The organism is Pseudoduganella sp. jia 9 (assembly GCF_055502615.1).
In genome coordinates this window covers 1-24,386 of the sequence record NZ_JBUPWE010000032.1, presented here as the reverse complement: position 1 = coordinate 24,386, position 24,386 = coordinate 1, and the positions used below count along the sequence as shown (strand labels likewise).

General features: G+C 65.1%; 16 protein-coding genes and 3 tRNA genes. 14 read left to right on the top strand and 5 right to left on the bottom strand.

Annotated features, from left to right (window positions below):
• Positions 1-2: 2 nt before the first annotated feature.
• From ACY34H_RS29245 to ACY34H_RS29235, 3 genes are read left to right on the top strand one after another with little or no spacing between them, the layout of a single operon-like run.
• Positions 3-704, top strand: a complete 702-nt coding sequence (locus ACY34H_RS29245; protein ID WP_464980925.1) for a glutathione S-transferase family protein — start codon at positions 3-5, stop codon at positions 702-704.
• Positions 701-1,978 (top strand): multifunctional CCA addition/repair protein, encoded by a 1,278-nt coding sequence (locus tag ACY34H_RS29240; RefSeq protein ID WP_464980924.1) that lies wholly within the window; start codon positions 701-703, stop codon positions 1,976-1,978. The genes ACY34H_RS29245 and ACY34H_RS29240 overlap by 4 nt, the downstream gene beginning before the upstream one ends.
• A complete protein-coding gene (locus ACY34H_RS29235; protein ID WP_464980923.1) occupies positions 1,978-2,658 on the top strand; it encodes an N-acetyltransferase family protein in 681 nt (226 codons plus the stop codon). The genes ACY34H_RS29240 and ACY34H_RS29235 overlap by 1 nt, the downstream gene beginning before the upstream one ends.
• A gap of 18 nt (positions 2,659-2,676) precedes the next feature.
• Here the strand turns inward: ACY34H_RS29235 and ACY34H_RS29230 are convergent, their stop codons facing one another.
• On the bottom strand, positions 2,677-3,204 hold the full coding sequence (locus ACY34H_RS29230) for an Lrp/AsnC family transcriptional regulator (RefSeq protein WP_137315692.1): 528 nt from the start codon (positions 3,202-3,204) through the stop codon (positions 2,677-2,679).
• A gap of 127 nt (positions 3,205-3,331) precedes the next feature.
• On the opposite strand from ACY34H_RS29230, the gene hppD reads away from it, so the two are divergent.
• From hppD to ACY34H_RS29210, 4 genes are all read left to right on the top strand, one after another.
• Entirely contained in the window at positions 3,332-4,459 is a 1,128-nt protein-coding gene (gene hppD / locus ACY34H_RS29225; protein WP_464980922.1) for a 4-hydroxyphenylpyruvate dioxygenase, read from the top strand.
• An 89-nt stretch (positions 4,460-4,548) separates the two neighbouring features.
• Positions 4,549-8,115, top strand: a complete 3,567-nt coding sequence (locus ACY34H_RS29220; protein WP_464980921.1) for an indolepyruvate ferredoxin oxidoreductase family protein — start codon at positions 4,549-4,551, stop codon at positions 8,113-8,115.
• Positions 8,116-8,302: 187 nt separating this feature from the next.
• The gene (locus ACY34H_RS29215; protein ID WP_464980920.1) at positions 8,303-11,014 is read left to right on the top strand and encodes a TonB-dependent receptor plug domain-containing protein; all 2,712 of its coding nucleotides are present in this window, start codon (positions 8,303-8,305) and stop codon (positions 11,012-11,014) included.
• Positions 11,015-11,149: 135 nt separating this feature from the next.
• Positions 11,150-12,907, top strand: a complete 1,758-nt coding sequence (locus tag ACY34H_RS29210) for a M14 family metallopeptidase (protein WP_464980919.1) — start codon at positions 11,150-11,152, stop codon at positions 12,905-12,907.
• A 132-nt stretch (positions 12,908-13,039) separates the two neighbouring features.
• On the opposite strand, the gene ttcA is transcribed toward ACY34H_RS29210, so the two are convergent.
• Genes ttcA through ACY34H_RS29195 form a run of 3 tightly spaced genes read right to left on the bottom strand, consistent with a single transcriptional unit; the run spans position 13,040 to position 15,171 of the window.
• Positions 13,040-13,942 (bottom strand): tRNA 2-thiocytidine(32) synthetase TtcA, encoded by a 903-nt coding sequence (ttcA, locus tag ACY34H_RS29205; protein WP_464980918.1) that lies wholly within the window; start codon positions 13,940-13,942, stop codon positions 13,040-13,042.
• Positions 13,939-14,337 (bottom strand): dihydroneopterin aldolase, encoded by a 399-nt coding sequence (locus tag ACY34H_RS29200; protein ID WP_464980917.1) that lies wholly within the window; start codon positions 14,335-14,337, stop codon positions 13,939-13,941. Before ACY34H_RS29200 ends, ttcA begins: the two co-directional genes overlap by 4 nt.
• Positions 14,338-14,364: 27 nt before the next feature.
• Positions 14,365-15,171, bottom strand: a complete 807-nt coding sequence (locus ACY34H_RS29195) for an SDR family oxidoreductase (protein WP_464980916.1) — start codon at positions 15,169-15,171, stop codon at positions 14,365-14,367.
• Positions 15,172-15,220: 49 nt separating this feature from the next.
• Here ACY34H_RS29195 and ACY34H_RS29190 point away from each other — a divergent pair, with 49 nt between their 5' ends.
• From ACY34H_RS29190 to ACY34H_RS29180, 3 genes are all read left to right on the top strand, one after another.
• Complete coding sequence (locus tag ACY34H_RS29190; protein WP_464980915.1) at positions 15,221-16,369, top strand: class I SAM-dependent methyltransferase; 1,149 nt, start codon at positions 15,221-15,223, stop codon at positions 16,367-16,369.
• A 122-nt stretch (positions 16,370-16,491) separates the two neighbouring features.
• Positions 16,492-17,445, top strand: a complete 954-nt coding sequence (locus ACY34H_RS29185; protein WP_464980914.1) for a J domain-containing protein — start codon at positions 16,492-16,494, stop codon at positions 17,443-17,445.
• Between the two features lie 212 nt (positions 17,446-17,657).
• Positions 17,658-19,316: a response regulator gene (locus tag ACY34H_RS29180; RefSeq protein WP_464980913.1), complete on the top strand. Its 1,659-nt coding sequence runs from the start codon at positions 17,658-17,660 to the stop codon at positions 19,314-19,316.
• A 36-nt stretch (positions 19,317-19,352) separates the two neighbouring features.
• Here the strand turns inward: ACY34H_RS29180 and ACY34H_RS29175 are convergent, their stop codons facing one another.
• Positions 19,353-22,583 carry a bifunctional diguanylate cyclase/phosphodiesterase gene (locus ACY34H_RS29175; protein ID WP_464980912.1) on the bottom strand — a complete coding sequence of 1,077 codons (3,231 nt, stop codon included), beginning with the start codon at positions 22,581-22,583 and terminating at the stop codon, positions 19,353-19,355.
• A 205-nt stretch (positions 22,584-22,788) separates the two neighbouring features.
• On the opposite strand from ACY34H_RS29175, the gene ACY34H_RS29170 reads away from it, so the two are divergent.
• The 4 genes from ACY34H_RS29170 to tuf form a co-directional block, all read left to right on the top strand.
• Positions 22,789-22,874: transfer RNA gene (locus tag ACY34H_RS29170), tRNA-Tyr, on the top strand.
• Between the two features lie 46 nt (positions 22,875-22,920).
• A tRNA-Gly gene (locus ACY34H_RS29165) sits at positions 22,921-22,994 on the top strand.
• Between the two features lie 27 nt (positions 22,995-23,021).
• Positions 23,022-23,096, top strand: a tRNA-Thr gene (locus ACY34H_RS29160).
• 121 nt (positions 23,097-23,217) lie between these two features.
• The coding region (gene tuf, locus ACY34H_RS29155) for an elongation factor Tu (protein WP_464980911.1) at positions 23,218-24,386 on the top strand (1,169 nt) is incomplete at its 3' end.

Sequence of the window (24,386 nt, the reverse complement as noted above, 5' to 3'; positions counted from 1 at the left end):
CCATGCAAACGATCGAACTCGACCCTACTTTGAACCAGACGCTGGCTGCCGCGCGCCAGCCCGGCCTCACGCTCGTCATCGGCAACAAGAACCTGTCTTCCTGGTCGATGCGGCCCTGGGTGGCGATGACCGCCTTCGGCATCCCGTTTACCGAGGTGCGGGTAAAGCTGGACCGCCCCGACACATCCGGCAACATTGCCCGTTACTCGCACAGCGGACGCGTGCCCGTGCTGCTGGCCGGCGACATCACGATCTGGGACAGTCTGGCGATCTGCGAATACCTGGCCGAGCAATTCCCCGACAAGCACCTGTGGCCGCAGGACGTGGCAGCGCGCGCCACGGCGCGCTCGATCTGCGCCGAGATGCACTCCAGCTTCACCGGACTGCGCAGCACGATGCCGATGAACATCTGCGCCAGCCTGCGCGGCCAGGGCCGCACGCCGGAAACGCAGGCCGACATCGGCCGCGTCAGCGAAATATGGGAAGAATGCCTGTGCCGCTTCGGCCACAACGAATTCCTGTTCGGTGATTTTTCGCTGGCGGACGCCTTCTTCGCCCCGGTGGTCACCCGCTTCAACACCTATGGCGTGGCATTGCCGCCGGCACTGTCGGCCTACTGCGAGCGGGTAACCCGGCACCCGGCCGTGGCGCGCTGGATCGAGGGTGCCCAGGCCGAGGGAGCCGGAGGCGCGGCAGACGAATGAAGACCTACGTCGTTGGCGGTGCCGTCCGCGATGAACTGCTGGGACTGCCCGTCAAGGACCACGACCATGTCGTCGTCGGCGCCACGCCGGAGCAGATGGTGCAGCAGGGCTTTCGCGCCGTCGGCAAGGATTTTCCCGTGTTCCTGCACCCGGACACGCACGAGGAATACGCGCTGGCCCGTACCGAACGCAAGACCGCGCCCGGCTACAAGGGCTTCGTGTTCCACACGGCGCCGGATGTCACGCTGGAACAGGACCTGGTACGCCGCGACCTGACCATCAATGCGATTGCCCGTGCCGAGGATGGCACGCTGACCGACCCGTTCGACGGCCGCGGCGACATCGGCCGGCGCGTGTTCCGCCATGTGTCGGACGCGTTTGCCGAAGATCCCGTGCGCATCCTGCGCGTGGCCCGCTTTGCCGCCCGCTATGCCGATTTCACGGTGGCGCCGGAAACCAATGCCTTGATGCGCCGCATGGTCGACGAAGGCGAAGTCGATGCGCTGGTGCCCGAACGCGTATGGCAGGAATTGTCGCGCGGCTTGATGGAGCAACGCCCGTCGCGCATGCTCCAGGTGCTGCGCGACTGCGGCGCGCTGGCGCGCATCGTGCCGGAACTGGACCGCTTGTGGGGCGTGCCGCAGCCCGAGCAATGGCATCCGGAAGTCGATACCGGCATTCACCTGGAACAGGTGGTCGACCATGCGGCGCAACAGGGCCATGAACTGCCGGTGCGCTTCGCGGCACTGCTGCACGACCTGGGCAAAGGCGCCACGCCGGCCGACAAATGGCCGGCCCATCACGGCCACGAGGGCCTGGGCACTGCCCTGGTGAAGGAGGTATGCGCGCGGCTGAAGGTGCCGACCGAGTGCCGCGACCTGGCGGTGCTGGCCGCGCGCGAGCACGGCAACGTGGCGCGTGCGCTGGAATTGCGCTGCAATACGATCGTCAAGCTGTTCGAACGCAGCGACGCGTTTCGCAAGCCGGCCCGTTTCCTCCAGCTGCTGCAAGTGACGGAATGCGATGCGCGTGGCCGGGAAGGGGCGAAAGCTTCATTCCGCGAGGCGCCATTCCCGCAGCGCGAATACCTTGAGCGGGCGCTGGCTGCCGCGCGCGGCGTCAACGCCGGCGAGATCGCCCAGGGATGCGCCGACCGGCCCGAGCGCATTCCGGAACTGGTGCGCGAGGCGCGTGTGCGTGCGGTGCGCGAGGCGCTGGCCCGGCCCGACGAACCGGACGACGTGGATGAACGCAGCGGCGCGGGAGAAGGGTGATGCCCCGCCTGAACCTGTTCCGCAACCCGCTGCACAAGTGGCTGGGCCGCCCCGAGCCGCGGCCGACGATTCCCGTGAAGGAATTGCGCGAACGGGACCGGCGCCGCATGCTGAAGCATTTCCTGCAGATCGAGGGCCGCGACCGGCTGCTGCGCTTCGGTTCGCCCATCACGGACGAGCAGGTGACGAAATACGTCGACGGCATCGACTTCGACCGCGACATCGTGTTCGGCGTGTACAACCGCGTGTTCCGCCTCGTCGCGGTCGGCCATCTGGGGTTCGCGGAGCGCCAGCCGGAGAAGGACAGCGCCACCGACAAGGAACAGGTGGCCGAATTCGGCGTATCGGTACTGAAATCGGCGCGCGGGCTGGGCATCGGTTCGAAGCTGTTCGAGCGCGCCGCGATCGTCTGCCGCAACCACGATGTCGACACGCTCACCATGCATTGCCTGTCGTCGAACCAGATCATGATCCACATCGCCAAGAAGGCGGGCATGGAAATCCACCGCGACTATGGCGAGGCGGACGCCTATCTCAAGCTGGGCCCGGCCGATCCGTCGAGCGTGATGCAGGAAGCCATGCAGGAACAGCTGGCCACCATCGATTACGCGCTGAAGGCCAATGTGCGGCGTGCCGCCAAGCTGTGGGACATGCTGCCGGGGCGCGGCAAGAAGGAATAAGGCCGCACCCGGGCGGCATCACACCAGCGGCAGCGCCGTCGTATCCTTGATGCGCTGCAGCGCAAAGCTGGACTTCACATCCAGCACGGCCGGATGCCGCAACAGGGTGGCCATCATGAAGCGCGAGAAGTGGTCCATGTCTTCCACGTGCACGCGCAGCAGGTAATCCATTTCACCGGTCATGGCGTAGCACGCCACCACTTCCGGCCATCCTTCCACGGCCACGGCGAAATCCTCGCGCGGCGATACGGTGCCCGGCAGCGCCCCCAGCGCCCTGGCCGTGCTGTGCGCCACCGCGGCGGCGTCGCTGTGCTTTTCCAGCCGCACGTTGACATAGGCCAGCAGCCCCAGGCCGATCTTGTCCGGATCGAGCAGCGCCACATACTGGCGGATCACGCCTTCCTCTTCCAGCCGCTTGATGCGGCGCAGGCAGGGCGACGGCGACAGGCTGACCTGCTCGGCCACGTCCTGGTTCGACAGGCGTCCATCTTCCTGGAGAATGGAAAGGATTTTACGGTCTGTCTTGTCCAGCGCGATCTTGGTCATAATCTCCTCTTGGTGTGCCTGATAACGCAATATTATTGCTCAGAACAAGCTTGTCTGGGAAATCTTTGCAATTTAATTCTCCAGGGCGAAGCCTATACTTTTGGCTATTCGATAAAAGGAGACACACATGCAGTTCACGCCCTGGGACAATCCGATGGGAACCGATGGATTCGAATTCGTCGAGTTCGCCGCACCCGACCCGAAAGCACTCGGCAAGCTGTTCGAGAACATGGGATTCACCGCAATCGCGCGCCACCGCACCAAGGATGTCACGCTGTACCGCCAGGGCGAGATCAACTTCATCATCAACGCCGAAGAGCATTCGTTCGCCCAGCGCTTCGCCCGCCAGCACGGCCCTTCCGTGTGCGCCATCGCGATCCGCGTCGACGATGCGGCCTACGTCTACAACAAGGCGCTCGAGATGGGCGCCTGGGGCTTCGACAACAAGACCGGCCCGATGGAGCTGAACATTCCGGCGATCAAGGGCGTCGGGGATTCGCTGCTGTACCTGGTCGACCGCTGGCGCGGCAAGAATACCGCCAGGGGCCAGGCGCCCGGCAGCATCGGCGACATCAGCATCTATGACGCCGATTTCGTGGCGATCCCCGGCGTGGACCCGAATCCGGTCGGCAACGGCCTCACCTATATCGATCACCTCACCCATAACGTCTACCGCGGCCGCATGGCCGAATGGGCCGGCTTCTACGAGCGGCTGTTCAATTTCCGCGAGATCCGCTACTTCGACATCGCCGGCAAGCACACGGGCCTGAAGTCGAAGGCGATGACTTCGCCGTGCGGCAAGATCCGCATCCCGATCAACGAATCGTCTGACGACAAGTCGCAGATTGCCGAGTACCTCAACGAATACCACGGCGAGGGCATCCAGCACATCGCCCTCGGGACCGACGATATCTACCGGTCCATCCAGGGAATGCGCGACAGCGGAATCGCGTTCCAGGATACGATCGAAACGTACTACGAACTTGTCGACCGGCGGCTGCCGAACCACGGCGAAAACCTGGAAGAGCTGCGCCGCCTGCGCATCCTGATCGACGGGCAGGCCACTAGTGAACAGCAGCGCGAGCTGCTGCTGCAGATCTTCACGCAGAACGTGATCGGCCCGATTTTCTTCGAGATCATCCAGCGCAAGGGCGACCAGGGCTTTGGCGAAGGCAATTTCCGTGCGCTGTTCGAATCGATCGAGCTCGACCAGATTCGCCGGGGCGTGCTGGAGGACAAGCCGACCATGGCATAGCGCAGTAACGCTACCACCGCAAAGCCGGCAGCACCCCATCAGAGGGCGCGCCGGCTTGAAGCTTTTGCAGAAAATACTGGAGACAACCCATGAACGCACCTCACAAGGGTACGGAGCTAGGCAAAGAGGACATCACCCTCGACGACAAATGGACGCTGGAGCGCGGCCGCGCGTTCCTCACCGGCACCCAGGCGCTGATCCGCCTGCCGATGCTGCAGCGCGAGCGCGACCTGAAAGCGGGCCTGAATACCGCCGGCTACATCACCGGCTACCGCGGTTCGCCCGTCACGTCGATCGACCAGACGGCGATCAAGGCGAAAAAATACCTGGAAGCGCATCACGTCAAGTTCCACCCGGGCATGAACGAAGACCTCGCAGCCACGGCTGTCTGGGGCACGCAGCAAACCAATCTGTTCGCCGACGCGAAATACGATGGCGTGTTCTCCATGTGGTACGGCAAGGGTCCCGGCGTGGACCGCTGCGGCGACGTCTTCAAGCATGCCAACAATGCCGGCTCGTCCCGGCACGGCGGCGTGCTGGTGCTGGCGGGCGATGACCACGCGGCGAAATCCTCGTCCACTGCGCACCAGTCGGACCATATCCTGGCCGCCTGCGGCATCCCGGTGCTGTACCCGTCGTCGGTGCAGGAATACCTCGACTATGGCCTGCATGGCTGGGCGATGAGCCGCTACACGGGGCTGTGGGTGGCGATGAAATGCGTGACCGACATCATCGAATCGGGCGCCGTGATCGACTTCGACCCGGACCGCGTGCAGATCGCCATGCCGGACGACTTCGAGCTGCCGCCGGGCGGCCTGAACATCCGCTGGCCCGACGCGGTGCTGGACCAGGAAGTGCGGATGAACAGCTACAAGTGGTACGCCGCCCTGGCGTACTGCCGTGCCAACAAGCTGAACAGAATCATCTGGGACAGCCCGCGGCCGAAGATCGGCATCATCACGGCCGGCAAGTCGTATCTCGACACGCGGCAGGCGCTGGCCGACCTCGGCATCGACGAACAGGCCGCCGCCGACATCGGCATCCGCCTGTACAAGGTGGGCATGACGTGGCCGCTGGAGGCAGACGGCGTGCATGAATTCGCCCGCGGGCTGGACGAGATCCTGGTGGTGGAGGAAAAGCGCCAGATCCTCGAGTACGCATTGAAGGAAGAGCTGTACAACCTGCCGGACGGCCAGCGCCCGCGCGTGGTCGGCAAGTTCGACGACACCGGCGAATGGTCGAACCAGCACCGCAGCGGCCATGGCGACTGGCTGCTGCCCGCCACGTATGAACTGAACCCGGCGCAGATCGCCCGCGCCATCGCCAGCCGCATTTCGCACTATTGCGCGGGCCATCCGGTTGCCAGGCGCGTGCAGGAACGCATTGCCTTCCTGGAAGCGAAGGAACTGGTGCTGAAGAACGTGCCCGCCAAGGCCAATCCCGAAACGGACCGCACGCCTTACTTCTGTTCCGGCTGCCCGCACAACACGTCGACCAAGGTGCCGGAAGGTTCGCGCGCGCTGGCCGGCATCGGCTGCCACTACATGGTGCTGTGGATGGACCGCGAAACATCCACCTTCACGCACATGGGCGCGGAAGGCGTTACGTGGGTGGGGCAGGCACCGTTCACGAACGAGCGGCACGTGTTCACCAACCTGGGCGACGGCACCTATTTCCACTCCGGCATCCTGGCGATCCGGGCGGCGGTGGCCGCCAAGGTCAACATCACCTATAAAATCCTGTACAACGACGCGGTGGCCATGACGGGCGGCCAGAACGTCGACGGCCCGCTCGACCCGGGCATGATCTCGCGCCAGATCGCCGCCGAAGGCGTCACGCCGATCATCGTCGTCACCGACGATCCCGACAAATACCCGGACGACTACGCGTGGGCGCCCGGCGTCACGGTGCGCCACCGTTCGGAGCTGATGGACGTGCAGAAGGAATTGCGCGACAAGCCCGGCGTGTCGGCAATGATCTACGACCAGACCTGCGCATCCGAAAAGCGGCGCCGCCGCAAGCGCAACGAATACCCCGATCCGGCCAAGCGCGTGGTCATCAACGAAGCCGTCTGCGAAGGCTGCGGCGACTGCTCGGTGCAGTCGAACTGCCTGTCCGTGGAGCCGCTGGAAACGGAGCTGGGACGCAAGCGCCAGATCAACCAGTCTTCCTGCAACAAGGATTACTCGTGCGTGTCCGGTTTCTGCCCGTCGTTCGTGACGGTGGAAGGCGGCCAGCTGAAAAAGCCGAAGAAGGCCGCGGCCGGCGGCGAAGTGCCGGCCTTGCCGGCGCCGGTGCTGCCCTCCACCGCGCAGCCTTACGGCATCCTCGTCACCGGCATCGGCGGAACCGGTGTCGTCACCGTCGGCCAGATCCTGGCCGTGGCGGCGCACGTGGAGAACAAGGGCGCCGTGGTGCTGGACATGAGCGGCCTGGCGCAAAAGGGCGGGCCGGTGATGTCGCACGTGCGGCTGGCCGACCGCCAGGCGGACCTGCATTCGACGCGCGTGGGCACCGGCAGCGCCGATCTGGTGATCGGCTGCGACCAGATCGTCACCGCCAGCCGCGATGCCTTGAGCCGGATGGGCGAGGGCCGCACCTGGGCCGCGATCAATTCCACTGGCGCCACCACCGCCGCGTTCGTGAAGAACCCGGACTGGCAATTCCCCGGCAACAGCTCGCAATCGGAAATTTTGCTGGCCTGCGGCGAAGACCGCGTGGACTTCATCGATGCCGGCCGCATCGCCACGGCACTGATGGGAGATGCGATCGCCACGAATATGTTCATGCTGGGCTACTGCTTCCAGAAGGGGCACGTGCCGCTGTCGGAAGCGGCGCTGATGAAGGCGATCGAATTGAACGCCGTCTCGGTGGCATTCAACAAGGCCGCCTTCAACTGGGGCCGCTATGCCGCGCACGACCTGGCCGCTGTCACGAAGATGGCGGCACCCGCACAAGTGATCGAGTTCAAGCGCTCGCAGACGCTCGACGAGCTGGTCGCGCGCCGCGTGGAATTGCTGACGGCGTACCAGAACGCGGCGTATGCCCGCCAGTACACCGATTTCCTCGACCAGGTAAGGCGTGCCGAAGAACCGCTGGGCACGAAGAAGCTGACCGAAGCGGTAGCGCGCTACCTGTACAAGCTGATGGCCTACAAGGACGAGTACGAAGTCGCGCGGCTGCACACGGACCCTGCCTTCCGCCGCAAGATCGAAGGCATGTTCGATGGCGATTACGCGGTGAAGTACCACCTGGCACCGCCGCTGCTGGCGAAGAAGGACAAGGATGGCCACCTCGTCAAGCAGCAGTTCGGCCCATGGATGCGGCAGGCGTTCGGCGTGCTGGCGAAGCTGAAGGGCCTGCGCGGCACGCCGCTCGACGTGTTCGGCTACACGGCGGAACGGAAGATGGAGCGTGCGCTGATCGGCGGCTACCGCGACACCGTGCTTGCGCTGCTGCCGAAGCTGGCGAAGGACAACCTGGATACGGCGGTGGCGATCGCCCGCATACCGGAAGAGATCCGTGGCTACGGGCATGTGAAGGAGCGGCACCTGAAGGCGGCGAAACAGAAGGAAGCTTCGCTGCTGGCGCTGTATCACTCCGGGCCTCGCGTTGCGCCCCACTCTGCACCGGCGGCGGCACCACACGCGGCCTGAGGCTTGATGCAGCGACCGCGAGGATGCCACGGCATCCTCGCGGCGTATTGCCGGTGTCTTGCCATCGCCCTGCAAGGCGTATTCGCCAGCGGCCCGCAACCGTTGAGCAACGCATAAGCAATCACGAAAGGCTTCGTTCAAAAAAGACAAGCCCGTTCGTATGATTCGGTTCCCACAAGGACCAATCATGCCGACACTGAAGACCAAAAATCCGATTCTCGCCGCAGCAGTCAGGACCTTATCCTGCGTTCCGTTCTGCGGCATGCCCCTGCTGGCGCAGGCGCAGGCTGAACCGCCGCCCGAAGGGGCGGCGCCCACCGTCGTCGTCACCGGCTCGCGCATTCCGCGCGCTACCCTCGAAGGCCCATCGGCCGTCACCGTGATCACGGCCGAGGACATCACCCGCCAGGGTTACAAGAACGTGTTCGATGCCCTGAACAACCAGGTGCAGAACAGCGGTTTCGTGCAGGGGGCCGACTTCGGCAATACTTTCACGCCGTCCGCCAACACGATCAGCCTGCGCGGGCTGGGGCCGAACCATACGCTGGTGCTGCTGAACGGCCGGCGCCTCGCCGATTTTCCCATCGCGTACGAAGGCACCGTCAACTTCACCAACCTGGCCAACATTCCCTCGACCGTCGTCGAGCGGATCGAAATCCTGTCCGGCGGCGCTTCCGCGATCTACGGGTCGGATGCGATCGCCGGCGTCGTCAACATCATCCTGAAGAAACAGCACAGCGGCTTCGACGTCAACGTCAAGGCCGGCGGTACCACGCGTGGTGGCGGCGCGGACCGGCGCGTGCAGTTCACGGGCGGCAGGCAGTTCGGCAAGCTCGATACCGTGTTCGCCCTGGAGGTGAGCGAGCGCCAACCCTTGGCGGCTTACCAGCGCGACTTCATGGACACGCGGGACGGCACGCCGACCAATGTGCTGTCGCGGCGCAATGTCACCGCCGGCCGCTACGTGGACCTGGGCGGCACCTGCGAGGCGATCGGCGGCCTGTTCGGCGGCAGCGTCGCCAGCTATGCCTCCCGCACCGGTGCCTACTGCGCCAGCCCGAAGGTAGGGCCCACCTACTGGACCGTGCAGACGAAGAACCTGAGCAAGAACGCATACGCCAGCGCCACCTATGACCTGGACGAGGACACCGAATTCTTCGCCGACGTGCTGGCCGGACATAACGGCACGCAGAACAATACGCGCGGCCTGACGTGGACGTCGCAGTCGACGTCCAACAGCTATTTCCTGAACCGGAACACCGGCAACTACGAAGCGTGGACCCGCTATTTCTCGCCGGAGGAAATGGGCGGCGTGGAGCAGTTCAACCGGGCCTGGAGCGACCGGGCGCTGGCCGCGTCGCTTGGCGCGCGCGGCCGCATTCCGGGCACGGGCTGGAAGTATGAAGCGGGCTACAGCGCCTCATGGTACAAGAGCGAGAACCACGTACCGCGTGCGCTGGCGGGCATCGACAGCTTCTTCCTCGGCCCGCGTCTGGGTATCGACGAGGATGGCGTGGGCATCTATGCCCCCGATCCGAACCGCCTGGCCACGCCGCTCACGCCGGCCGAATTCGGCGTCATCAAGGGCCTGTCGCACAGCGAGGATGAATCCTGGACCAATACGCTGTCGGCCTCCGTGAACGGCACGCTGGTCGAATTGCCGGCCGGCCCGCTGCAACTGGCCGCCGTGCTCGAGGCCGGGCGCCAGGGTTTTTCCAATATACCCGACCCGCGCATCAACGCAGGCTACTTCAACGTGGCCACGCGCAGCGACGTCACGGCGGGCACGCGCACGCGCTACGCGGCCGGCGCCGAAGTGAATATTCCCGTGCTGAAGACGGTCAATGCCACGCTGGCGGGGCGCTACGACCGCTACAAGTTCGCCGAGCGCACCAGCGGCAAGTTCACCTATGCGGGCGGGCTCGAATGGCGACCCGCGAAGGAGCTGCTGCTGCGCGCCAACCGCGCCACCAGCTTCCGCGCACCGGACATGAACTACATCTACAAGGCGCGCGGCACGGGTTATTACTCGTCCACCACCGATTACTACCGCTGTGGCCTGGCGGGCCAGCCGCTCGACAGCTGCGATTACGCCAACGTGTCACCGGGAGCCGACTACGTGCAGAACGGCAGCCGCGACCTGAAGCCGGAGCGGGGCCGTTCGTATGGCGCCGGCATCGTCTGGTCGCCGAGCAGCACGTTCGATGCTTCAGTTGATTACTGGAACATCCGCATCGACGACCTGGTGACAAACCTTTCCGCCGACCAGTTGCTGCGCGACGAAGCCGCATGCCGGCTGGGTACGCAGGACATCGATTCGCCTACCTGTATCGACGCGCTGGCCCGCATTACCCGCTACGCGGCCGATTCGCTCGTGCGGCCCGGAGAGATCCGCGAGATCCGCGTGAACCCCATCAACGCGGCGCAGCAGGGCAGCAGCGGCTTCGACGTGAGCGCGAAATACGCGTTGCGCACGGCCGACTACGGCGTGTTCACGGTGCGCGGCAATTACGCGAAGACCGTCACGCGCCGCTCGAAGCAGTTCGCCGGCGACGAAGTCTCCGACGACCTGCACTCGTACGAAAGCTCGGACTGGCCGGACAAGCTGACGGCCAGCGTGAACTGGAACGTGGGCCGCTGGTCGACCACACTGTTCGCGACCCGCTACGGCAAGATCCCGAACGCCGCATGGACCGGGTACCTGACACCGACCACGCTCGTCAACGCCAGCGCCGTGTACCAGGTCACGGATCGCCTCACCGTGTCGCTGATCGTCAACAACGTGGCCAACAAGATCAAGCACGATACCACCGGTGGCTGGCCGAACTACCCGGTCGGCAGCTACAGCCCGGCGGGCCGCGCCGGCTGGGTCGAGCTGAATTATCACTTCGGTTCCTGATGTACTCTGGTTGACCGGCATGACGGGCATGTTGTAAGTCTATAATGTTTCGGCCGTGGCGGAACCGGCATGCGATCCATGCCGCGTTCCGCCTTTTTTTATCGGTCGACCCGACCCTTACCGGAGCCTTTTTAGATGATTCGCACCGCATTGTCGCTTGCCTTGCTCGCCGCTGTCCCGCTGGCCCAGGCCGCCCCCGATCTCACCACCGTGTCGGAACGCTCCGGCTTCCAGGCCACCGGGCGCTATGACGAGGTGATCAGGCTGTGTGCGGACTTCCAGAAAGCCTATCCGAAGTCGGTGCGCTGCCTTGAATTCGGCCGCACGCCGGAAGGGCGGCCGATGCTGGCGCTGGCCGTGTCGAAGAGCGGTGCGTTGACGGCGGCCGAGGCGAAGGCGAAGAACGTGCCGGTGCTGCTGGTGCAGGGCGGCATCCACGCCGGCGAGATCGATGGCAAGGATGCCGGCTTCCTGGCACTGCGCCACGCGCTCGACGGCAAGCTCGCCGGCGGTGCGCTGGACAAGCAGGTACTGCTGTTCGTCCCCGTGTTCAATGTGGATGGCCATGAGCGCTTCGGTCCGAACAATCGCCCGAACCAGCGCGGACCGGTGGAGATGGGCTGGCGCGTGACCGCGCAGAACTACAACCTGAACCGCGATTACCTGAAGGCCGACGCGCCCGAGATGCAGGCGATGCTGGCGCTGGTGAACCAGTGGGATCCGCTGGCCTACATCGACCTGCACGTGACCGACGGTGCCAAGTTCGAGCCGGACGTGTCGATCCAGGTCGAACCCGTGCATGGCGGCGACGCGGCGTTGCGCGAAGCCGGCACCGCCCTGCGCGACAATGTGATCGCCGATCTGCGCAAGCAGGGTTCCGATCCGAAGCACTTCTATATCTCGTTTGCCAAGACGGATGAACCGCAATCGGGCTTCGTCGATGAAATGTCGGGTGCGCGTTTTTCGACCGGCTATTTCTACCTGCGCAACCGCTTCGGCATGCTTGTCGAAACGCACTCGTGGAAGGATTACCCGACGCGCGTGAAGATCACGTACAACACCATCGTGTCGCTGATGGACCAGGTGAGCAAGCATGGCGCGGCGTGGCGCCGGGCGGCGCTGGCGGCCGATGCGCGCGCGGCCGCGCTGGCGGGGCAGGACTTCCCGCTCAGCTACAAGACCACCGACAAGGTACAGACGATCGACTTCCGCGGCTATGAATACAAGCGGGTACCGTCCGATGTCTCCGGCGGCACCTGGACGCAGTACGACGAAACCAGGCCGCAACTGTGGAAGGTGCCGCTGCGCGACGAGATCGTGCCGGACTTCACGATCAAGGCACCAGCCGGCGGCTACCTCGTGCCGGCGGCGCAGGCCGCCGCCGTGGGCGCCAAGCTGAAGCAGCATGGTGTGTCATTCAAGGTGCTGGCAGCGGCGCCGGGCAAGGTGGATGTGGAAGCGTTCCGCGCAACGAAGACGAAGCTGACGCCGCAATCGTTCGAGGGCCACCAGATGCTGGCGGTGGAAGGTGCGTGGGAGGCCGAAGCGCGCGAGGTAGGCGGAGGTGCCTTGTTCGTGCCGATCGCTCAGCCCAAGGCACGCCTGGTGATGACGATGCTGGAACCGCAGGGCGCCGATTCGCTGCTTGCCTGGGGCATGTTCAACACCGCGTTCGAGCGCAAGGAATACATGGAGGAGTACGTCGCCGAGGAAGTGGCGCGCGAACAGCTGAAGGATCCGGCCGTGGCTGCCGCGTTCAAGGAACAGCTGGACAACGATCCAGCCTTTGCCAAGAGCTCGCGCGCGCGGCTGGAATTCTTTGCGAAGCGGCATGCTTCGTGGGATGAGCGGTTCAACCTGTATCCGGTGTACCGCACGGATCGGACATTCTGAACCAAAAATAGGGACGGACCCTGTTTTTGAAGAAATTTCTTGGGGGTAACGGCCTGGCCAATGTACCGGTCCCCCGGGAGTCGCGAAATCGTTTCCTGAAAAACAGGGTCCGTCCCTGTTTTTCAGGAAATTTTATTTCGGCTGCAATGGGATGATGCCCGGTACCGCGGCCGGCGTCGAACACGGTTCCTCGTCGAACGCGATGTCGCCCAGCGGGTTGGCCACGCCATCCGTTTTCAGGTCGGTGAAGCCGAACAGGTTGCGGTCCATCAGGTGCGAGGGCACCACGGTCGACAGCGCCGAGAACACGCTTTCCACCCGGCCCGGGGTTTTCTTTTCCCAGTCGCGCAGCATCGCCTTGATCTGCTTGCGCTGCAGGTTTTCCTGCGAGCCGCACAGGTCGCACGGAATGATCGGGAAACCTTTCACCGCGGCATAGCGTTCCGTGTCTTCTTCCTTCACGTAAGCCAGCGGGCGGATCACCATGTGCTTGCCGTCGTCAGACACCAGCTTGGCCGGCATGCCCTTGAGCTTCCCGCCGAAGAACATGTTGAGGAAGAAGGTTTCCAGGATGTCGTCGCGGTGGTGGCCCAGCGCGATCTTGTTGCAGCCCAGTTCATCGGCCACGCGGTACAGGATGCCGCGGCGCAGCCGCGAGCACAGCGAGCAGGTGGTCTTGCCTTCGGGGATCAGGCGCGTGACGATCGAGTACGTGTCCTGGTTTTCGATGTGGAACGGCACGCCCAGGTCCGTCAAGTAGCGGGGCAGCACGTCGGCCGGGAAGTTCGGCTGCTTCTGGTCGAGGTTCACGGCCACGATGTCGAAGTGGATCGGCGCACGCTCGCGCAGGGTCAGCAGGATGTCGAGCAGGGCGTAGCTGTCCTTGCCGCCGGACAGGCACACCATCACCTTGTCGCCTTCCTCGATCATGTTGAAGTCGCCGATCGCCTGGCCCACCAGGCGGCACAGGCGCTTGTGCAGCTTGTTGTTTTCGTAGGCGATCTTGTCGGCGCTTTTATCGATCACGGCATTCATGCTTCATCCTTGATACGGAACACTTCGACACCGACGCCTTCGCAATCCGGGTACACGTCCGGCTTCATCGTCGACAGGCGCACGGCGCGCACGCGCGGGTGGGCCAGCAGTGCCTGCACCAGGTCGTCGCACAGCGTTTCCTGCAGGTGTACGTGGCCCTTGGCCATGCGCGCGGCGATCGTGTCGCGCATGAAGTCGTAGTCGACCACTTCGTGCAGCTCGTCCGCTTGCGGCGTCGACACGGCCAGCGGGATGTACAGGTCGACATTGAACAGCACGCGCTGTTCGCCCTTCTTCTCGAACTCGTGCACGCCGATATTGATCAGCACTTCGTAATTGCGCAGGAACAGCCGGCGGCAGTCTTGCAGACGGGGGTGGGTGAGGGCGGACAGCATGATGGAAATATGGAGAATATAAAAAGGTTATTGGGCGAGGAACATCACGTCGCGCGGCAGCGGCAGCAGGTGCTGGCCGCCATCGACCAGCAGCGTGGTGCCGGTGACCGCGCGCGCGGTGGCAGCGTACAGCACGGCCGCGGCGATATCTTCAGGGGTACTGGAGCGGCCCAGCGGCGTTTGCGTATGGGCTTTGGCGAAACCTTCCTCGCTCTGGTCGCCGGACACCATCGTGATGCCCGGCGCGACGCCGACCACGCGGACCTTCGGCGCCAGCGCCTGGGCCAGCATCGTGGTCGCTGTGTGCAGCGCCGCTTTCGACAGCGTATACGACAGAAAATCGGGATTGAGATTGTACAGCTTCTGGTCCAGCAGGTTGACGACAACGCCCTGGCAGCCTTCGGCAAGCTGTGCATGCAACGCCTGGGCCAGCAGTATCGGGGCAGCCACGTTGGCGCGCATGTGTGCATCCAGTTTCTCACTGGTGAAGTCGGTGGCGCTGTCGTAATCGAACAGGGAGGCGTTGTTGACCACGCACGTGACGGGCCCCAGCGCGTCGGCAGCCGCGGGCAGCAGCCGGCGCACCGCCGCCTCGTCGGACAGTTCGCCGTGCAGCAGTGTCGCGCGGCGGCCCAGCGCGGCGATCGCGCGCGCCACTTCCTCGGCCTCGGTGCGCGAAGCACGGTAATGCACGGCGACATCCCAGCCGGCGCGCGCCAGTGCCAGGGCGATGGCGCGGCCGAGCCGGCGCCCGGCGCCGGTGACGAGCGCCACGGGGGTGTCATGATGGCCTGTCGTGGCCTGGCCGGTGGTTGCCTGGTGTGTCGTAATCATGTCCGATCGTCAAGTTGGGGCGCCGCGCCCGATTCGCTACAATGCGGGGATGTCTCTTCCCGCACCTTCTCCGGACGCGCTGGCCGCGTCGCAAGCCCTGCAACAGCAGATCGCCGCCGATGTGGCGCGGCACGATGGCGTGCTGTCTTTTGCCGCGTTCATGGAAACGGCGCTGTATGCGCCCCGCCTCGGCTATTACACCGGGGGCGCAGCCAAGCTGGGCAAGGATGGCGATTTTACAACCGCGCCGGAAATGTCGGCGCTGTTCGGTGCCGCGCTGGCACGCGTTGCAGCCGACATTATCGCCCAAAGCGCACCCAACATCCTCGAATTCGGTGCCGGCACCGGCAAACTGGCGCGCGATGTGCTGACCGAGCTGGCCGTCATGGGCGTGACCGTCGAGCGCTATGCGATCGTCGAACTGTCCGGCGAGCTGCGCGCGCGGCAGCAGGAGGCGCTGCGCGATTTTCCGCAGGTCGTCTGGCTGGACGGGTTCCCCGACGCGTTCGATGGCGTGGTGCTCGGCAACGAAGTGCTGGATGCGATGCCCGTGCACCTGGTGACGAAAACCGCGGCCGGCTGGCGCGAGCAATGCGTGACGGTGGCGGAAGGCCGCTTCGACTACGTTGCCGCCGACGCGGCGCCCGGCCTGCTGGAACAGGTGGCCCGGCAGATACCGGATCACGACACGCTGCCGGAAGGCTACGTGACGGAGCTGCACGGCACCGCTTGCGGGTTCATGGGAACGCTGGGCGCCTTGCTGGCCAAGGGCCGCGGCGCCGCCATCCTGCTCGATTACGGTTTCCCGGCGCACGAGTTCTATCATCCGGACCGGTCGGCCGGCACGCTGATGTGCCACTACCGCCACCATGCCCATCCCGATCCATTCTTCCTGCCCGGCTTGCAGGACATTACCGCGCACGTGGATTTCACCGCGATGGCGCTGGCGGCGCAGGATGCCGGCGCCGAGGTGCTGGCGTACATGAACCAGGCGGCATTCCTGCTCGGTGCCGGCATCGGCGATCTGCTGCTGCGCACTGATCCGGCCGACACGAAAGCCTATCTGCCGCAGTCGAACGCCGTGCACAAGCTGCTGTCGCCGGCGGAAATGGGCGAGCTGTTCAAGGTGCTGGTGGTGGGCAAGGGCGTCACGCTGTCACCGGTGCTGATGGCCAGCGACCGCGCCTACCGCCTGTAGCCGGTGCGCCGCGGCCGCGTCTTTCATTCCCCTGTTACTGTGTAAAAATTGTTATAAGTTCGGCTATTATGGTTGACCCGGCGCGAAACCCGTCGTGACGCGCGGCTGAGAATACTGGAACGATGGGAAAGATCCATACACATTATGACAACCTGAAAGTGGCCCGCGGTGCGCCACCGGAAGTCGTACGTGCCGCCTACAAGGCGTTAAGCCAGAAATACCACCCCGACAAGAACCCCGGCGACGAGCGCGCAGCCCGCATCATGGCGATCGTCAACACCGCCTATGGCGCGCTGGCCGATCCGCAGCGGCGCAGGGAACACGACGAGTGGATTGCCCAGGAAGAATACGAGATCGAACTGGTGGAAAGTACCCGCCAGGACGATGCGCCGCGCGGCGGCGATGCGCCGATCGGCGCATGGTCCGACGGGGTACGGCCGGTGCGCCGCCGCCAGCGCCTGCTGACCAGCTGGCGCTGGTGGGTAACCGCCGCGACCTGCCTGGGCGCGGGCTGGGTCGGCGGTGTGCTGACGGTGACGGAACCCCGTGAAGTGTCGACCGTGCTGGCGGCCGCCTGGGGCGGCAAGCCGGCGGGCGAAGTGACCGCCACGGCCAGCCCGTATCCCCGCGCCACGCCCGGCCCGGCAGTGAACGATGGCTGGGAAACGGCGCCGCGCCCGTATTCGCCGGACAGCGACATGCAACCGCCACCGATCAAGGTGGTGGCGCTGTCGCAGGTGATCCTGCCCGGCTATACGGGCGATTGCGAGAACGAAACGCCGGCACTGGTGGCACCCAACGGCGAGCCATGGCCCACCCAGTCGGGATACGTGGAAGGGTTCCCGCTGATGAACAAGGGACAGGACATGCAGCTGACGCTGGACAACGGCGACAATGCCTTCCCGGTATTCATCAGGGTGTTCGACCTGGACCGCCGCTCGAACGTGCGCTATGTGTTCCTGCAGGCCCAGGACAAGTTCGTCGTCGACCAGCTGGCCACCGGCAAGTACGAAATCCGCTACCAGAACATCGACCTGGCCGGCAAGAACGGCTGCACGCGCCGGCAGCGCGGCTAGCGGCCGTGCGATGGAAGGGCGCGCGTTGGTGCCGAACCTCGTTCCGCCGCGCAAGGCTCCTGCCGGGCATTTGGCAACGGTCCTCCCCGGAACGCATCGTTGCGCGCGACGCGCGACCGGGCTGACGCATACCATGGAAACTGGGACAATCACCATGCGGATATCCTTCCGCATGGCCAGCATCGCTTGAACACCGGAGCTTTCATCACATCATGGCGCAACTGAACGGCCTCGCCGCACTGCTCATCGAGCCGCATTCGGGTATGCGGGCGAACCTGCAGAACATGCTGACCACGCTGGGCCTCGCCCGCGTGGACGTGGCGACCAATGCGCAAGGAGCGTTGCGCGTGCTGGCGGCGCGGCAGTTCGACCTGATCCTGTGCGAATACGAGCTCGAAGGCGGCCAGGATGGCCAGCAGTTGCTGGAAGACCTGCGCCAGCAGGAACTGATCGCACCGGCCACGCTGTTCTTCATGGTCACGGCGGAAGGGCAAAGCAGCAAGGTCACCAGCGTGGCCGAACTGATGCCGGACGATTACATCCTGAAACCCTTCAAGGCCGATACGCTGCTGGCCCGTATCGAACGGGCGCTGGACCGGCGCGCCGCCCTGTTGCCGGTGCAGGGCTTGCTGGAAGCGGGCGACTACCGCGCGGCGATCGCCGCCTGTGCCGAACAGGAGAATGGAGAGCGGGCTCAGCCGCGCTACAAGGCCGATTTCATGCGGCTGCGCGCGGAAACGCACCTGCTGCTGGGCGAGCCGGAGCAGGCCGAACATGTGTATGCGATGGTGTGGCAGGAGCGCCAGGCCCCCTGGGCGCGGCTGGGGCAGGCCAAGACGCTGGCGCTGCGTGGCCGCATCGACGAAGCACGCGACATGCTGGCTGAACTGCTGGGCCATAACGAGCGCTATCTTGCCGCCTACGACTGGCTGGCCCGGGTGCATGAAGATGCCGGCCAGCTGGCGGAGGCGCAGGCCGTGCTGGCCGATGCCGCCACATTGTCGCCGCACGCGATAGGGCGCCTGCGCCGGCTGGGCGAGGTGGCGCTGGAAGCGGGCGACGCCGATTCGGCCGAGCGGGCATTGAAGCAGGTGCTGCAGCGCGCCCGGTTTTCCGAGTTTCGCGATCCGGAAGACCACGCCAGGCTGGTTCAGTCGTTGCTGAAAAAGGGCGACATGGCCCAGGCCGAACTGGTGATCCGCGACATGGAGCGCTCGCTGGCGAACCGCGAGAACACGCCGGCATGTGCCGCGATCGCCACGGCGATGCTGCTGGAAGCCACTGGCGATACGGCGCGCCTCGGTGCCGCACTCGACAGTGCGCTGGCCGGCGCGCGGCTGGCGCCCCACCTGTCGGCCGGCATGAAGCTGGAACTGGCACGCACCTGCCTGGCGGCCGGGCGCGAGCAGCAGGCGGCGGAAGTGATGCGCGACGTGATGGCCAGCGCCGGTGGCGGTGCGCCGATGGCAAAGGCGATGCGCCTGCTGGAACAGTCGGGCAAGGGCGACATGGCGAACCGGCTGGCCCGCGAAAGCCGTCACGCGGTGGCCGAAATGGTGGCGCAGGGCGCGGCACAGGCCAAGGCGGGCGATTTGCGGGGCGCCGTCGACACCATGCTCGACGCCGTGCAGAAGCTGCCGGACAATCCGCAGGTCGTGTTCAACGCCGCGGTTGCCGTGCTGAAGTACCTGGAGCGCACGGGATGGGACGAGAAGCTGGGCACCAAGGGCATCGAGCTGGTGGCGCATCTGCGCCGCCTGGATCCCGCCAACGCCCGGCTCGCTGCGCTTGGCGGCCTGCAGGAAGAATTGCTGAAGAAATATAACGTGCGCCCGGGCCGCCGCACCGTCACCGTGCGGCAGCGCGCGTAGCACGGGCCGCGCAGTGCGTAGAGCGCTGTTGCGGTCCTAGGCAGTGGCCCGCACCGGCCCGTCGAGCGTGGCGCCGGTGTCGCGCTCGAAGTCGGCTGCCGGCATCGGCCGCGCGAACAGGTAGCCCTGCGCTTCGTCGCAGCCGTGGGCGCGCAGGAACTCGGCCTGTGCCATCGTCTCCACGCCTTCGGCGATCACCTCCAGCCCCAGCGCATGCGCCAGGCCGATCGTGGCGCTGACGATCGCCGCATCGTTCGGGTCGGACTCGATATCCTTGACGAAACCACGGTCGATCTTGATGCGGTCCAGTTCAAACAGCTTCAGGTATGACAGCGACGAATAGCCGGTGCCGAAATCGTCGATCGCCACGCGAATGCCGCGCGTCCGCAAGGCTTGCAGCAGAGCGCGGCTGCGCTCCGGGTCCTGCATTGCCGCCGACTCCGTGATCTCCAGTTCGAGCAGCGCGGGATCGACGCCTGCCTCCGCCAGCATCCGGTCGAGCTGCGCCAGCAGGCCATGGCCCTGGCACTGCCGGGCCGAGAGGTTGACCGCCAGCCGCAGGTGGCCCAGCCCGATCGTTTGCCAGTGGCCCAGCAGCCCGATGGCGCGTTGCAGCACCCATTCTCCCAGCGGCAGGATCAGGCCGGATTCCTCGGCGATGGGGATGAACCGGTCCGGACCCACGGTACCCAGTTCGGGATGGTGCCAGCGCAGCAATGCCTCGGCACCAATCACCGCGCCGCTCGCCAGGTCGATCTGCGGCTGAAGGTACAGTTCGAATTCCTGCTGTTCCAGGGCCTGCCACAGGCGGCTCTCCAGCAGCAGCCGTTCGTGGGTGGCAGCATTCATGTCGCGCGAGAAGAACTGGAAATTGCCGCGGCCACGGCTTTTCGCCGCATACATCGCGGTGTCGGCGTGCTGCAGCAGCGTGCTGGCATCCTCGCCATCGACCGGGTACATCGCGATGCCGACGCTGGTGCCGCTATGGACGGCCTGGCCCTGCAGCGGATACGGCCGCGCCAGCGCGTCGACGATGCGTGCCGCCATGTGGCCAGCGTCATCCGGCGTGACGTGGCCGGTCACCACGATGAACTCGTCGCCGCCGAGCCGGGCGATCGTGTCGACTTCGCCCGGCAGTTCGCGCAGCCGTTGCGCCACCGCCAGCAGCAGTTGGTCGCCGGTCTGGTGGCCGTGCGTATCGTTGATTTTCTTGAAATGGTCCAGGTCGAGGAACATCACGGCGACCGTGCGCTGCTGCCGGCGCGCGCGCCCGAGCGCCGCCTCCAGGCGCAGGTTCAGCGACAGCCGGTTTTCCAGACCCGTCAGCGGATCGTGGTGGGCCAGCCGGTGGATGCGCTCCTGGGCGCGGCGCTGCTCCGTCAGGTCGTGCAGGATCGCCACGAACAGCTGTCCGCCCGGTACCTCCACGTCGCTGACCGACACCGCCAGCGGAAAGGCGGCGCCGTCGCTGCGCCAGCCGGTCGCTTCGTGCTCGCGCGTGTTGCCGGCCGCAATCCGGCGCAGCAGGGCCGCCGGCGTGTCACTTTCGCCGATCGGCAGCAGCTGCGCCAGCGGCAACCCGGCCATCAGGTCCGGCGCATAACCGAACAGCCGGCCGGCGGCCACGTTGGCGCTGGTCAGCATGCCGTCGGCGGAGATCGTCAGGATCGCGTCCGCGGCCTTTTCAAGGATCGCCTGCAGCCGTGCCTCGCGCTCCTGCAGCCGGGCGGTGCTGGCTTCGACCTGGGCGCGAACTGACGCCTGTTCGCCACTTGTCAGCAGCAGCAGCCCGCCCAGCAGGCTGGTCAGGATCAGGCCCGCGGCCAGCACGGACCAGCTCTGCCAGCCGCGCTGGCTGGCGATGTAGTCGGCCGTGGGTGTCAGCGTCAGCCGGTACTGCCGGCCGCCAAAGCTCAGCGATTGTTCGAACGCGGGTTCGTCCGCGGCGCCAACGAGGGCCGCCGACAATGCCGCGCCGGTAGCCTCGTCGCGCAGGCTGGCCAGCAGGTGAGGGAAGCCGACCTGCCGCATCACGCTGTCCAGGTAGGTACTGGGCTCGAGCGCAATCAGCATGGCGGCGCCTGGTGGCGCGCTGCTGCCAGACGGCACCGCCTGTACCAGCGCAACACCCTGGCCCCGGCCGGGCTGTACCAGCGTCATCGGGGCGCTGGCGGTCGGCTCGCCGCTCGCCAGGGCTTGCAGCACGGCAGCGGCACGCACCGGCTCCGATAGCATGTCCAGCCCCAGGTAGATGCGATTGCCGCGCGGCTCGGCGTAGCTGGCAACCACGTACCGGTCGCGCTGCGGGGCCGGATGCAGCGCACCTTCGCTATCCCACGCGCGGATCGCAAAGGTGGGATCGACCGTTTCACGGGCCCATGCTTCAAAGACAGGCCGGTCGGTTCCGGCCACGGGCATCAGCCAGCCCATCGTCAGTATTTCGGGATGGCGGGCCTGGTAGCCCCGGGCGATATTGCGGAAAATATCGGGGCCGATATGCTCGCTTTTGTCGCTGATGGCATTGGCTATCGCGAACAGGTACCGCTCGTGCTCCGAGAGCTTGGCCTGCAGCAGATCCGACGCCTGCTGGGCCTTCAGCTGTACCTGCTGCATCTGCTGGTGCGATTCCCAGCGGCGCACCTGCAGGAAGATCACCAGGAACAGCGCCACCAGCACCAGTATCGGTACGCCGACGGTCCAGCGCCGCCGCGACCACAGCGTGCGCGGCTGGCCGAACGCAGTCCAGGCCAGCGGTGCGCCCAGCAGGATACCCAGTACATCGCCCATCCACCAGGTGAACCAGTTGGCAAGCAGGTCACCGCCCGGCATGACCCCCAGCAGCGCAAGCGCGCACAGCGACAACGTGCTGCTGATCAGTGCCACTGCCGGCGGCAGGGCCAGGAAGCGCAGTACATCGCGGCCGGCACCGATGGCCGGGTCCACCCAGCGGGCAAACGCATGCATGCCGGCATAAGCCTGCAGCGTGGCGGCCGCGGCAGCGGCAATGGCGGCGGCGGCCAGCGTGCCGGGCGACACAACGGTGGCATTCGGCAATGAATACAGATTCAGCAACAATACGCCCAGCGCGATGCCGGGCAGCAGGCGTGAGCCGCCGCTGACGAGTGCCGCCAGCGCCAGGCCGGCGGGAAGGAACAAGGGCGTGGCGAAGCCCGGCAACATGGCAAGCTCGAGACCGACGGCACCGACGGCGGCATAGGCAGCTGCCAGCAGCAGGTTGGCCGGCAGGCGGTGCTGAAGGGGATTCAAAGCAAGGGGCTCCAGGGGGCGCCGGCATACGGCTGACTTGCAGATTCTATAGCAAAGCATGCAACGTAAAAACAACACTTGCATTTCCTGCGGGGTAGCCGCTACAATCTCGCCCCGAAGCAGGCAGTTAGCTGCTCGATACGAAATGTTTGTGTCGAGGCGTTGACAGTTTTGATTTTATGCTTCATACTCTGCGGTTCCTCGCGGAGGGGTGGCCGAGTGGTTAAAGGCAGCAGACTGTAAATCTGCCCTCTTATGAGTACACTGGTTCGAATCCAGTCCCCTCCACCAAGTTTTCGCAAGGAAGCTGAGTGACAATGTAGTGAAACGGAACCTCGCGGGTGTAGCTCAATGGTAGAGCTGAAGCCTTCCAAGCTTAAGACGAGGGTTCGATTCCCTTCACCCGCTCCAGTCTTCGTTGCAATGTAGTACAAAAAAGCCCTTTTAGCTCAGTGGTAGAGCACTCCCTTGGTAAGGGAGAGGCCACGTGTTCAATCCACGTAAAGGGCACCAGAATTCGCTGCAGGGCCGAAGTGACTTCGGCCCTGCGGTAGTATCAGACAGCAGTATCGGTACCCAATCTGACAGTCGGGCGCGTGCCCAGCAATATCTTAAAAATTGTTAGGAGTCTAAAATGGCAAAAGGTAAGTTTGAGCGGACTAAGCCGCACGTGAACGTTGGCACCATCGGTCACGTCGACCATGGCAAGACCACCCTGACCGCTGCAATCGCAACCGTACTGTCGAAGAAATTCGGCGGCGAAGCCAAGGCCTACGACCAGATCGACGCTGCTCCGGAAGAAAAAGCACGCGGCATCACGATCAATACCGCACACGTCGAGTACGAAACCGCTGCCCGTCACTACGCGCACGTTGACTGCCCAGGCCACGCCGACTACATCAAGAACATGATCACCGGCGCTGCCCAGATGGACGGCGCGATCCTGGTGTGCTCCGCAGCTGACGGCCCGATGCCGCAGACCCGCGAACACATCCTGCTGGCCCGTCAGGTTGGCGTGCCTTACATCATCGTGTTCCTGAACAAGTGCGACCTGGTCGACGACGCAGAACTGCTGGAACTGGTGGAAATGGAAGTGCGCGAGCTGCTGTCCAAGTACGAGTTCCCTGGCGACGACCTGCCAATCATCAAAGGTTCGGCACGTATGGCACTGGAAGGTGCGGCTGGCGAAATGGGCGAAGAGTGCATCATCCGCCTGGCCGACGCACTGGACACCTACATCCCGACGCCTGAGCGCGCTGTGGACGGCGCCTTCCTGATGCCTGTGGAAGACGTGTTCTCGATCTCCGGCCGCGGTACCGTGGTGACCGGCCGTGTCGAACGCGGTATCATCAAGGTCGGCGAAGAAATCGAAATCGTCGGCATCATCGACACCGTGAAGACGACCTGCACCGGCGTGGAAATGTTCCGCAAGCTGCTGGACCAGGGTCAAGCTGGCGACAACGTCGGCCTGCTGCTGCGCGGCACCAAGCGTGAAGACGTGCAGCGTGGCCAGGTTCTGGCCAAGCCGGGTTCGATCAAGCCGCACAACCACTTCACCGGCGAGATCTATGTTCTGTCGAAGGATGAAGGCGGCCGTCACACCCCGTTCTTCAACAACTACCGTCCTCAGTTCTACTTCCGTACGACGGACGTGACCGGCTCGATCGAGCTGCCAGCGGACAAAGAGATGGTCATGCCGGGCGACAACGTGTCGATCACCGTCAAGCTGATCTCCCCGATCGCCATGGAAGAAGGCCTGCGCTTTGCAATCCGTGAAGGCGGCCGTACCGTCGGCGCGGGTGT